This is a genomic window from Saccharothrix sp. DSM 118769 (assembly GCF_052936295.1).
Window position 1 is genome coordinate 2,714,454 of the sequence record NZ_CP193627.1, and the last position, 13,964, is coordinate 2,728,417.

General features: G+C 73.7%; 1 protein-coding gene (only partly in view). It reads left to right on the plus strand.

Going from position 1 to position 13,964, the window contains the following annotated elements; translation table 11 throughout:
- Window positions 1-13,964: the 5' end (the start) of a hypothetical protein gene (locus ACRAKJ_RS12590; RefSeq protein ID WP_447009099.1), read on the plus strand. Its footprint extends 14,362 nt past the window's final position; 13,964 of the gene's 28,326 nt are visible here — the first part of the coding sequence; its start codon is at window positions 1-3; its stop codon lies beyond the right edge, outside the window.

Sequence of the window (13,964 nt, forward strand, 5' to 3'; positions counted from 1 at the left end):
GTGGGCGCGTGTCGTGCGTTGGCGGGGGCGTGGCGGGCGGCGGGGCGTGGGCTGACGGGGTGGGGGGAGCGGTTCGGGGGGTTGTCGGGTTCGGTGGAGGAGGCTGTCGGGGAGGGGGTGGCGGCGGCCTTCAAGGGTCGCGTGGGGCGGTTGGCCGGGGCCGCGGCGTCGTTGGCGGGTGTGGTCGAGAAGCCGGCGGGGATGTTGGAGCAGGCGGCCCTGCAGGTGGAGCAGGCCGAGTACGGGTTGTTGGTGGAGGTGTCGTTCTTCACGTCGGCGATCGTGTGGGCGATGGCGAGCCCGTTCACGGCGTCGTTGGTGCCGCAGATCGTGGCGGCGGGTCGGCTGCGGGTCGCGATGCGGTTGGCGAACCTGCACTGGGCGAACCGGTTGTTGGTGGAGGCGGCGCAGGAGGGTGTGGAGGAGGTCCTGCAGGACGCCCTGGTGCAGGTGGTGCAGTTCGGGGAGGGGAATCGCCAGGCTTGGGACGACCAGTCGTCGATGTTGTCGTTCGTGGGTGGCGGTGCGGCGGGCGGGTTGATCGGTGGTTCGAAGCAGCTGGGTGGTCGGTTCACGCCCGAGTTCTCGAAGACGCCGTGGTTCGACGGGTTGGCGGAGGGGGGTGCGGAAGGTGTTGTCGGCGCGGGTATGGCCGGTGCGATGGGCCAGGACATGGGGGATGTGTGGGCAGGTGTTGTCGGCGGGTTCTTCAGCGGGGTCGTGCAGAGCGCGGTGGATCAGGCGTTCGGTGAGGATTTGGAGGATGTCGAGGGGGCGGACCTGACCGGTCTGGACGACATCGAGGCTTTGGGCGATACCGGTGGTGCCGAGCCGGAGGCGTCGGTCGACGGCGGGGTGGTGGGCGAGGACGTGCCCGAGGACGGCGCTCCCGAGGACGTCCCCGAGGACGGCACCACCGAGGAGGTCCCGGTTCCGGTCGGCGTGGCCGGGGACGAGGTGGCGGACCAGGTGCCACCGGGCACGGAGGACACCACCGCCCCGCCGGCGCCGGCGGGCGAGGAGGGGGCCGCACCGGCCGAAGGGGGCGGCGGTGGCCAGGGGGAAGGGGGTTCCGGCGGTCTTGGCCGCGCCATCGGCACCGGCATCGGGATCGGCGCCGCCGCGGGGTTGACCGCGGGCGGTCTGGCCGCGGGTGGTGTCGCCCTGCACAACTCGTCCAGCTCCGGCACCACGCCTCCGGGCGGTGCCCCGTCCACCGGAGCGGTCACGTCACCCGACCCGTCCGGCCCGAACAGCCCTCAGCACGGTGGTCCGGCGCCCGAGCACCACGCGCCCGATCCCGAGGGGCAGAACCCACCGGGACCCGCTCCCCTGCACGGTGCCGACGACACACCGCGGACCGAGCAGCAACCGACCGACGAGGACCCCGGTCCGCTCCGCAGGTACGCGGAGGTGACGGGCCAGCAGCCGCAGCCGCAGCCGTTGCCCGTGTCCTCACCGGAAACGACCCGCATCCTGGCCGGCTGGGAGTCCTCCCACTCGGAAGGACCCGGATCCACCACCTCAGGCGCCACCTCGCCGGGCAGCGCACCGCCCGCGCCGTCCGCGCCCGCGCCCGCGCCGCTCGCACCGGCACCGGCACCTGCACCCCTCCAATCGACCTCACTCCAACCGCCCACCGCCCAGAACCCCCAACAGCCGGGCCCGACGAGTCCGGCATCCCGCGAGGGAACCGGTGTCGCGCCCGGGCAGTCCTCCCAGACCACCGGCCGGGTGGGCACCCACCCGGAGGTCGACGCGCCGCCGGTGGACCTGTCGTCGTACGGCGGTCAGTTCGGCGGCCGCGAGCCCGAGGACCTGTTCGACCCGGAGCACGTCCTGGACGAGGCACGGCAACAGGACCTGAGCCCGGCGGAGCCGGCCACCCTGCTGATGGGCGGACCGCTCTCGTCGCCGTCCGCTGTCGACGACCGGCTCGCCCCTGACGAGCGCTCGGCCGCCTCCACCACCGACGCCGCTGCGGCGCCGTGGACCCGTGCGTCGTTGCGGGACGGGGCGCGCGCGGCCGACGAAATCCTCGAGGGCCGTGGTCCGGGCGCGGTGGAGCAGGCGCGGGCGATCGTGGACGTGGAAGGGGTGACCGACGACGAGCTCTACGACGACCTGGTGTCGATCGTCGCGGTCGACCTCGTCAGGGGAGGGGACCCCGCCGCCGGTGGTGCCCGCGTCCGGCGCATCCTGGGCGACCTGGCCCGCGCGAACTCCTCCTCGGGGGGACGCGACGAGGCCGCGGAGAGCAGGCTGTCGGTCCCCCGACTGCCTTTCTACGCCCCCCCGACCGGACCGACCGGCCATGCGTTGGGCACCCCGTCGGACCTGCCGGTGGTCGATCACCCGATCACCTTCCCCGACCTGGTCGGCAAGGCACTGCCGGTACCGGGGAAGGACCCGTCAGGACCGCCGACCAGTGCGCGGGTCCACGGCAGTGGCGAACCCGGGCCCGACGGTGGTCGTCCGGGTGTCGTGCCTGCCGGCGTGGAGGTCGGTGGTGGTTCGGTGGCGTGGACGGTGGCGTTGGTGCGGGCTGATGCCCGGGTGGCCCGGTCTGCTGTGGATTCTTTGCCGCCGGCGGCTCGTGCGGAGGTGGTGGGGCGCGCGCGGGGGGTGGTGGTCGCGGGCTTGGTGGCGGATGACGTGCGTGATGACGTGGTGACGTTGGTCGCGGCGGAGTTGGCGGACAGCGAGGACCCGGTGGGCAGCGCGGCCCTGGCGCGCCGGATCGCGAACGACCTGGCGAACGACCTGGCGAATGACGTGCCGGGTGACCCGGGTCCACGGCCCGGCACGACGACCACCACGTCGGGGGTCGAACTCGACCGCCGTATCGCGCAGGTCCGGAACACCACGCCGCCCAGCGGCCGGGTCCGGAGCCGCGACTCGGTGGACGGGGGCGGCCTGATCGACCACGACGTCCGGCGGTTCGACGTCGACGGTGATCCCGTGCTCGACCTCACCGTGAGGTTGCACCTCCCGGGGAACGCCCGGATGCGCGACCGCGTGCGCCGAGGTGTCGCGAAGCTGTACAACCAGGGCAACCGGTTGCCCGGCGGTGAGCGCTTCCACGTCACCGTCGAGTTCACCGACCGCGCGGACGACGCCCACGGCTCGATCGACGTCCTCCCGTCCGGCGCGGAACCCAGCGGGCTCGGCTGGCCCGTCGACGCCGACGCGTCGGCGCTGGCCGCCTCCGTCGGCTCCCTCCTCGGCATCTCCGCCGGTCGTGACCTCCGGGGCGGGGTCCCGGCGCACGAGCTCCGGATGGTCGAGACCCGGGTGCTGACGTCGGAGCGGAGCGCCCGGTCCTCCGACGCGCTCGACCGCCGACAAGCGCCTCCCGGGGCCGTCGACCTGCCCCCGCAGGGCAACGCGACAGCCGGCCTGGTGTTCCGCTCGTCCCCCGAGGACGTCTCCCCCTGGTGGCACGACCACGGCTTGGTCGACCTGCCGAAGTCCTCACGGGCCTACTACGTCTTCGCCCGCACCACTCACGACGGCGGGTTCCTCGTCGCCGGCGAGCGGATCGGCGGTGCTGCGCTGGCCGCTCGAACGCGTGAGGCCGAGTGGTTCCGGGACGTCGGTCCCGAAGCGCGGGTGCTCCTGATCACCGACAGGCCGGGGGAAGCCCACCTCACCGAGGCCAGGGCGTTCGCCGAGGCGTTGCGGGACGCGGGCCCCCACCCCGCGGTGCTCACCAGGACAGGGCACGACCGGACCGCGGCCTCGTACGAACTCGTGTCCGACCCGGACCCGGCCGAACTGGTCTGGCAGCCGTTGGTCGACGTGCACGGTCGTGAGTACGGCATGGCCTTCGCGAGCGACGACCAGCGGGCGGCGGCGTGGAGGGAGGTCGCGCGCAACGCCAGTGCGCACACGCACGGGGTCGTCGCCACGCGGGACTCCGGTCGACCGGACCACCGGGACGGCAAGAGGCAGGAAGCCGCGTTGTGGTCCCGCAGCGTCAGGTCGGGCGGGACGCAGCCGGTCCACCTGGCGCTCCAGGGCCAGGACCGGCGGTTCACCCTCCGCACGACCACCGGCTGGCGGTCGCGCCCCACTCCGGAGCAGCTCGCCCGGTTGCTCGTGCGGCACGAGCCCTTCCAACGGATGACCGGTGGAACGATTCGCCCCCCGTTGGCGCTCCTGACCGACGACCCGATCGGTGGCGGTGACGCGAACCGCCGGCTGCTGGCGGAGCTGCGCGACCTCACCGGGCCGCGCGCGACCTTCGAGCACTCCGGACCGGTGACGTTCGCCAGGAGCGGGTTCGGGCTCCCCGTCCTGGCCGAGGGCGCCCGGTACCGGCAGGGTCCCGGCCTGGAACCGGGCGACCTCGAACTGACCGGCCACGGCGACGTGTTCGGCTTCCCGACCGACGAGCGCGCCGCCGCGGCCGTCAACGCGTTCGCGGACGCGGTGGGCCGAGGGGGCGCCCCTGCCGGGGCGTGGTCCGAGCCTCCCCTGTTCGTGGTGGTGGACGGTGGGCCGGGGAGCGCCACCGTGGCCACGGCGGACGGTGCCCGCCTGAAGGTCGACGGTCGCGCACTGGCGGAGTACCTCCTGCGCGACCCCCGGTTCCGCCGCGCGGTCGGGACCGGGAAAGAACGCCCGGTCGTGCTGGTCGGCGACCACGGCGCGCAGCGGGTCGACGTCGGAGGGTTCGGTTTCGACTTCGCCGGGGCACTGCACGCCGAGAACGACTTCAGGGACGTCTACGCGACCGCCGGAGGCTCCTGGCCCGAACCGGACGGGACGGTCCGGCACCCGGACACCCCGTTCACGAAGGTCTCCCGCCTGCGCGGCGACGACGTCCGGACGAGCCGGCTGGCCGCGGCCGACGGCAGCATGACCCTGCTCGTGGTGCGCGCACCCGGTGACGAGGTGGAGTTCCGCCGGTTGGAGGAGTGGGCGGCCAACACCAGCCGGACCGCCCTGCTCCGCGTCAACCGGGTCGACGGTGGCACGTGGCCCCGGCTGTGGGTGCCGGAGGCGATGCCGGTCGGGATCGTGGTCACCCGGAGCGGGGGCGACCTCCACCAGGTGCTGCGCCGCGACGGCGCGGAACTCGCGGTGGGCCCGGAGGTCCTGGCGCAGGTGCTCCGCGAGAACCGGGACCTGCGCGCGGCGGCGGGGCACAACCCCTACGTGCCGATCTTGTTCGGCACGCTCGACGGGCCGACGACCGGCTTGCGCGAGCTGGCCGAAGGCATGGCGGAAGGCGGCTACTCCCGTCGCTTCTTCTCACCGGTCGACAGCCTGCGGTTCGACCCGGACGGCGGGATCACCGTCGGTGAAACCGGGTTCCGCCACGTGAAGCCGATCCCACCCCGCCCCGATCAGCTGATCGGCCACCCGCACGTGCACCCCGCGACGGGCGAGGTCTACGGGCAGTTCTTCCCCGCCAAGGACTTCGACGCGGCGATCCTGGCCGTCGTGGGCGTCCGCGAGGCGGAAACCGGTCGAGACCACTACTTCCGGGGGGAGACCGCCAGCGCGCGCACCACGGCCGCGGTCCGCTCCCCCTGGCACGGCACACTGCCCTGGTTCGTCGACGGTCACGGCAGCACCGACGCCCTGCACTTCCGGATGGCCACCAACGACCCGGACGTCCCGGGTGACGTCGTCCGCCTGGACGGGGACTCCGCCGCGGACGCCATCCACGGCAGCGCCGTCTTCCAGAGCGCCGGCGTCGACCCGAGCCGGCCGATCGTGCTCAGCCACTGCCGCGTCAACGGCGTCGACCCGGGCAGCAAGGTGGCCACCACCACGGCCTACCGCCTGCGGCGCAGGTTGGAGGACCTGCGAGGAGGCCCGGCCACGGTGTACGCGGCGGACGGAGATGTCTCCCGGTCCGTGTCCGACGGCGCACGGGCAGTGCACGACGGCGGGCGCTACGGTGAAGCGCTCGGCCCGGGGGAGCAGCAGCGGCCGGTCGAGACCTTGTTCGAGCGCCGCCGCACCGGCACCGCCGGCGCGGCGATCACCATGTCGGCTCCCGCTGCCGGCTCCGCGCCCGATCCGACCGGCACGCCGGACACCGCGCCGGTCGTCTTCACCTCGCGGAACATGCCGGACTACTTCCAGCGCGGTGAGGCGCTGGGCGCCGTCGCGGCCGTCGAGGCGCGCGGGGTCGCGCACGTCATCGCGGCCCTCGGGAACCTGCTGCCCGCCACCGGGCCCGTCACGGGCACCGACCGGGTGGAACGCGCCATCACCACCCGGTTCGAGTCCCTGATGGGCACCGGCCGCACGTTCCCGGTCCAGGTGGGGAAGTCCTGGTACGAGGCGCACGTCAAGGCGGTCCTCGAACGACCCGACGACGAGTCCCGGGCGCTCACCGTCCCCTCCGCGCCGCTGAACTCGGACACGCGCTTCCAGAACGACCTGACCTCGACGAGCGTCACCGCCGAGGGCACCGCCGCGGACCTCACGGTGGCCGTGATGGTGAGCCAGGGCGCGGGCGCCTACGGAACCGTGGCGGTGCGGGTCCCCCGCGCCCACCCGCACGTCTACACCACCGCTGCGGCGGGCGTGCAGGACCAGCACTACCTGCGGTCCGGGTCGTTGACCGACGCGGTGGTCCCGGTGGTCTACACCATCACGCTCAAGGACGCGACCGGGGCCGTCGTCGGCCGGGACGTGGTGGACAGCACCACCACCGGTGGCGAGCCGGTCGACGTGCTCCTCGGAGTGCCGGACGACCTGAGCACGTTCGTCGACTCCGTCGCCCGCAGCGGACCGGTGGTGCCGGCAGACCCGGAGTGGGGGGAGAAGGTCGAGCACCCCTTCCCGGAAGCGGTCACCGGGTACGACCTCGACCGCGTCTTCGACGACGTCGCGAGCAGGCTCCACCCGTCGATCACCAAACCGGGCGCCGACGGCCGCACCGCGCTGCACGACTTCCTCAACCACACGACCATCCGCGACAACCTCATCACCATGCTCGGCGGCTGGGTCACCTCCCCGGAGCTGACCAGTCCGCACGGCGCCCACTCGGACGCGGTGCGGATGCGGGTGAGGTTGTCCGACGTCGAGTTGGTCGGGACCCACAGCGGGGGACGGCTGCGCAGCCGCGGCCAGGTGACGCACGACAGCAGAACCGCCGCGGGCATCGACTCGGGCGTCGCCCTCCGCGTGACGGCGGGGGGCGGGCTGGGTGTGCCCGTGCCGGTCGTCGCCCAAGCGGGCCTTGTCACCGGGTACTCGGCGCGCACGGTCGACAGCTCGTCGGCCGGCACTTCGGCCACCACCCGCAACGGCGTCGAGGTCACCGAGGACATCGGGCTCTACGAGGTCGGGGCCGAGGTCCTGGTGCGGCCCCCGACGGGCGACGACCTGGTCGTCCCGGTGACGACCTACCTGCGCATCCCGCTGGGCGAGGCCGCGGCCCGCGGCCTGCCCGTGCCCGCGGGCACCACCCCGTCGCCCACCACACCGGGCACTGCCGGCACCCGCTTCGAACTGCCGCACATCGCGCACGGCCTGGCCTCGGGCAGCGCCCTCGTCGGCGAGTTCGCCCTGGCGAGCCGGGTGCAGCCGCAGGTCGAGGAGGCGCTGCGCGCGTTGCCGGACTTCGAGCACTTCCTGCCCACCTGGAACCAGGAGGGCGTGCACCCGCTCAAGAGCGGGCGGAGGTTCGTCGACTTGGCCGAACAGCTGAACAACCTGCGCGAGCTGACCGCCAGGCTGTCACCCACGGCGTTGCGGGCGAGCATCGAAGAGCTCCAGGGACCCGGTGTGGCGGTCCAGCTCAAGCGGCGGGGCCTGTTCTCGACCGACTACGTCAGCGTCGTCGTCACGATCGCCCTGGGCTCCGGGGAGCACCTGGGCGAGGCAGCGGCGCACCACGTCCGCCACTACACGGCGGCCGGTCCGAAGCTGGGCACGTCGACGTCCACGACCAAGTCCGGGAGCGTCGGGTTGGAGGGGCGGTTCGGCCTCCTGCGGCGGTCGGCGGCCAGCGTCACCTCCACCTTCCAGGCCGCCGCGAGGCTGCACCGCACCAAGGGGGTGCGGACCGGGGCCGGACCGGTCGTGGAGAGCACCTCGCTGAACATCGGCCACCCGGTCGCGCAGGTGTTCCGCCACGACGCCGCCTTCCACATCACCGTCACCTCGTTCAGCCGTCCGCGTTCGTGGGTGCGCGGTGTCACCTTCGGCCTGCCCGGCCACCAAGCGCCCGAACCCCGGCTCGTCGCCCGGACCGCGCCGCCCCGCGCCGAGCACCCGGCGGGGAGCGGCGCCGCCACCGGCGGTGTGTCGGACCTGGCGCCGATCGACGGTCCCCTGCACCTGTGGCTGGAGGACGGGGCCACGACCCCGGTCGACCCGGCGGCGTTCGCACCGGGCACCCCCGAGGGAGGGCCGCTGGGAGCGACCACGACCATCGCCTCGATGCTCAACCCGGCCTCGCCGCCCCCGGCGTCCTTCGACTGGCTGCACGTCGAGGCCGTGGCGCACAACCGCGAGCTCCAGGACACCGCCCGGCGGCTGCTCGACCAAGCCGCCGGCGGTGACGCCTCGCTGACCGTGCGCGGCACCGATGCGCGCCGGCAGCTCGACCTGCTGCTCAGCCCGTCGAACGTCAAGGCCAACCTGCACCGCATGGCAGAGCGGGCCCTGGTGCACAACCAGTTGCACTACGGCCGCAGGGTCAAGGACCGGATCGGCGCCCTCGGTGTCTCGGTCGGGCTGAGCAACCCGCGCCTGGTGTCCGTGTCCGACAGCACCGCGTCGGAGAACTCGGTGACCGGCGGCTCCTACGCCGGCAGCCTCCAGGTCATCACCAGGGCACTGGACTTCGTCCTCGCCGTCGGGGGCACCGCACGTCCCAACAACTCGTCACCCAAGGGGCTGGGCGGAGCCAACCTGCTGGTCAGGGTCGTGCCGTGGCTGCGATCGCGGTTCAGCGCCACGCGGCTGGTCGGCGTGGTCGACCGCAACCGGCTCACCCCCGGCGACGCGCGCACCGTCCTGGTCCAAGCGGACGCCGAGTTCACCCTGGTGGCGGAGAGCCGGAACGTGAACACGTTCTCCCGGGGGGTGCTGGGCCGCGCGGGCGAGTACCTGCGCGTACCGGGGGGCGTGTTCGTGCGCGTCACCGAGCAGACCGCGGTCGAGATGGGGCTGCTGCCGGACCCGGAACCGGAACCCGTCGTCCACCCGCACCGCGACACCGATCCCTCCGGCGAGCCGGAGGGGGGCACGCTCGGGCCGTCCCCGCTGCTGGCACCCGGCAGGCCGGGTGCGCTGGGGTTCGACGTGCTCGAACCAGGCGGGCAGACCGACTTGGTCGACGTCGTGCGGAACCTGGTGGAGGAGACCAACAGGAAGACCGCCGGCTTCCTGAAGTCCCCCGTCATCCCCGACTCGGTCCTGGACGACCTGATGAACAACCTCCAGCGCCTGGTCGACTTCTCCTCGCCGACCAGCGTGAAAGCGCTGGTCGACGGTGCGCTCGACGGTGGTGTGCAGCTGCTGCTGCACCGCCCCGGCCGACTGGTGGGCAAGGACGTCTACCAGGTGACGTTGAGGGCGCGGCTCGTCGGCGAGCCCGAGTTGGTCGACGTCGTCAACGACGGCGTGGGCATCGAGCACCTCGTCATGGGCGTGCGCAGCACCGTCAAGGGAACCAGCAGGGGATCGAGCTGGAACGTGGTGCTGCGCACGCCCGCCGCCCACGCCTTCGACCCCGAACGGGGCGGGCCGGCCAACTCGCTGGGGGTCCTGCCCACCGCGGGTCTCGGTGGCGGTTCCGTCGAGAGCGCTTACCGGACCACCACCGACACGGTGATGCACCTGCGCGGCATGAAAGGCCCGATGGCCCGTCGCACGGTGCCCCTCCGGTTCGAACTGGTGGTGGAGAAGGGCGGCAAGGGCGTCGCGAGCGCGACGAGCGAGCGGGTGGAACTGCTGCTGCGCGGACCCGCCGGCCTCCTCCGGGCACACGCCGCGGACCGCCCGGAGCACCGTGCCGGCACCGGGAACCCGTCCGAGGCCGCACCCGATCGCCTCGAGGAGTGGCGGTCGGACGCGGTCGCCGCACCGCCCAAGGCGTCGGTGGCCGGCGTGGTCGGTGTGGACGACCTCAGGAAAGCCGCGATCGACGCGTTGCGCGCAGCGGCGGTCGCCGGACCGGGTGATCCGGACGCGGCACCCGCCGACGTGCGCGCGACGCTCCTGCCGGGGCTGACGGGGAAGGGCACCGCACCGCTCAACGCGCTGCTGTCCGGGCTGGGCAAGGAGCAGTTGCAGGCCGCCCTCCCGGTGCTGAGCCGGGGCGGGGAGTGGGAGGTGCCCGGCCTGCACGAGGCGTCGGTGGGGCCGTCCGACGACGCGAGCGTGAAGGTGTACGCCAAGTTGCGCGAGCCGCGGCTGGGCAGCCTGGTCGACGGCATGTACGACGTCGACATCAGCAGCGGAGCGGAGACCACCGGGAACACCGTCGTCCGCCTGGAGTCGGGCGAGACCTCCGTCGGCATCGGCTTCGGCAACTACTACCAGGTGGAGCGCAACGCCGACGGCGGCCTCGACCCCCAGCAGTCGCTGCACGTGCTGGGCAACGGGGTGGACGTCCGCGGGGTCGTCGAGGCCCTGGGCGTGTCCGCCGGCGAGGTGGGCGACCACAGGCAGTCCGACATGATCAAGCTGGGCCGCAGCGCCCTGGTCGGCTTCGACGTGGAGTACCGGGTCGTCGCGGACCTCGGCGGCGGTCGCACGGCTGTCGAGGACGTGGCCGTCCCGGGCGGCGCGGAGCTGGTCATGCCCGTCCAGGAGGCCGAGGCGCTCCTGGGCAAGCCGGTGGGCGGTCCCCTGGCGGAGGCCCAGGACGTCCTGCGCGCCGCCGCCGCGTCGTGGCGGACCGCCGAGCAGGCCGCGGACCGGGTCCGGCACCGCGCCCAGGACCTGATCCTCGAAGAAGACCGGACGAAGCAGGACGTCGAGGCGGGCGAGCGCACGCTGGCCGCGGCCGAACTGGAGCACGTGGCCGACGTGGCGGCGGTGTCGTCGTCCGCGGACGACCTCGCCGCCCGGCGGGAGCACCACGCCGAGGCCCACGCCGAGCTGGCGCGCCGACGTACCGCCTACGCCGTCGCCCTGCGGACCTGGACCAGTCGGCAGGACGCGTTGACCGATGCCCGCCGGGACCTGCCGCAGGCCCGGCAGGCCCTCGCCGACGCGCGGCAGCGGGTCGACGAGCAGCGCACCCGGGTGACCGACGTCGAGCAAGGGGTGTCGGACGTCGAGCGAGCACTGGCCGAGCAGCAGGACGAGGCCGTGCGCGTCCCGCTGCTCGCGGACCGGCACCAGCAGGAGCAGGACGCGGAAGAGGCGCGCGAAGAGCTCCGCCGACGGGAAACCCGCCTGACCGCCGCCCAGGACCGGCTGCGGGACGCCGAGAACGCGGCGCACGCGTCGGAGCAGGAGGTCGGTGCGGCGGCGCAGGTGCTCGCGGACGCCCGCGGGTTCCTCGACGCCGCCCGGGAAGCCGAGGCGTCGGCCGAGTCGGTGTCGATCGGCGCCGAGCGGACCGCGCGCGAGGCCGAGGACGCGGCCGAGCGGTCCAGGCACGAGTGGTCCCGCGCGAGGGAGGCGCACGAGGCCGCCGTGCACCGCATCGAGGACCTGCGCGCCCGGATCGACGCGGCGAAGGACGAACTGCGGCGGGCCCGGGAGGCGGCTCGGCACGAGCAGCGCACGTGGTGGTCGGCCAAGGCGGCGGTGGACCGCGCGATCGACGGGTACAACGCCCGCCCCGTGACGGCGGTCGACACGCCTGCCGTCAGCCTGACCGGTGCCGAGGACGAGCCGGTCGGCGTCGGCTTCCCGGCACCGGCCACCCACCTGGCGGACCGGCTGCCGCTCTACCGGCCACCCGCCCACGACGGCGACCGCGCCCTGGGCGTCCCCGACGTCCGACCGGGCACCACGCCTGGCGGTCCGCCGGCGCAGTGGCGCCCGTCCGTTCCCGCGCCCAGGGCACCCCGGCGCGCCCCGGCCCCGACCGATTTCAACCCCGGCCCCACCTCGGCCGGTGGCACCGCCTTCCCCGGAACGGGAACCGATACAGGGCTCTGGCAAGCGCACTACGGCACCCTGCCGGTGCCGGGCACGTCCGTGCCGCCCTACTACGTCTACGTGCGAGGCACGCCGGACGGCGCGTTCGTCACGGGTGGTGGAAGGGTCGACGGGGCGGCACTGGCCCGGTCGCTGCGCGCCCGGCCCGCGTTCCAACGGATCGATCCCCGGGTGCCGGTGCTCCTGGTGGTCGACCGGAGCCCCGACGCGCAGACGTCCCCCTTGCCGGGGGGCACCGGCCGGGTGCACGACTCCGAGGCGCACCACGTCGAGGCGCGGGCGTTCGCCGAGGAACTGCGCGGCGGTGGTCCGGCACGTCTGGTGATCACCAACTCCGAGGCCGGTCTCACCGGTGCGGAGTACGAGGTGGTGTCCGGGGTGGGACCGGGAGACATCGCGCCGCTGGTGCTGCGGGACGCGGAGAACCGGGTGTTCCTCGTCGGTTTCCCGGGGGACCTCGAACAAACCCGCCACGTCGACCACTACGCGCGTCACACCAACGTGCAAGGTCATCGCGTGACCGCCGGTGCGGACCCCCGCACCGGGCAGGTGCGGTGGAGGGACGCGCCGTGGGCCGACAGCACGGACGACGACAGGGCGCTGCCGCTCCAGGTGGTCATGCACAGCCGTCGGGGCAGGTACACCGCCCTGATCAACAGCGGCTGGAAGGCCCGCTTCGACCCCGACCCGCTCTCGCCGCTCGTGCTCGCCGCCGCCGCGCAGATCCGGCAGTGGGATGGAGCTGTGCGCAGGCCGCTGGTGGTCTTCACCGACGACCCCCTGGGCGACTACGGCCTGAACCAGCGCTTCCTGTCCTCGCTGCGCCGGTCGGAAGGTGTGCGCCGGACGTTCGAGTACTCCGGTCCCTTCACGTTCGACAGCGCCCACTTCGGCTTTCCCGTCCTGAGGGGCGGGGGCGGCTTCCGCACCGGGCCGCCCCTGAACCCGGGCGACGTCGACCACGTGGTGCACGGGGACGTCATCGGGTTCCCGACCAACCGGGCCGACATCGCGCCGATGACCGAGTTCGCCGTGGCGGTCAACACCGGCGTGGTCGAGGTCGACGGGCCGTGGCGCGGTCTGCGGCCGATCTACCTGGTGGTCCCGGCAGGCGGCGAAGGACACGCCCTGGTGCGGGAGAGCGGCGGCGGGGTCCTGGAACTCAACGGGCACGAGGTCGCGGCCTACCTCGACCACGTTCCCGAGGCGCGCGCGCTGCTCGCCACCGATCCCGACCGGCCCCTGGTGCTCATCGGACCGGGTTCCAGGAGGGTGGGCACCGGCGCGTTCGGCTACGACGTGGCGAGCGCGAGGCACCGGCAGCACGACTTCCGGCCGGTCTACACGTCCACGGCACGATCGTGGGTCGGCCGCCACGGCGTCCACCTGGAACCGGGTGCGGAGTTCGTCCCGGTCTCGGACCTGCGCGCGGGAGACGTCCGGATCACCCCCCTCACCTCCGCCAATGGTCAACCCTTCATGTTCCTGCTGCGCAAGACGGGTGACGAGGCGCTGTTCGAACAGCTTTCGGCATGGGCTTCGCAGGTCACCCCGCAATCCCTGCGGGAAGTGTCCTGGGCGGACGGCCGCTCCAGCCTCACCCCGTGGCTGCCGGGCCGGTTGCCCGTCGTCGTCCTCGGCCACCGGAACGCGGACGGCTTCCACACCGAGCGCGTCGACGGGCTCGTCCTCGACCCGGTCTCGGGCACGCGGCTCTCGGACTTCCTCGCCGACGACCCGCGGTTGCGGGCCGCCGCAGGAAGCGATCCCACCCGTCCGGTGGTGCTGTCGGCGTTGGACGGCTCGACGGTCGGCCTGCGGGACTTCGCGACCGGCATGGCCAGAGGGGGCTACTCGCGCGAGTTCTA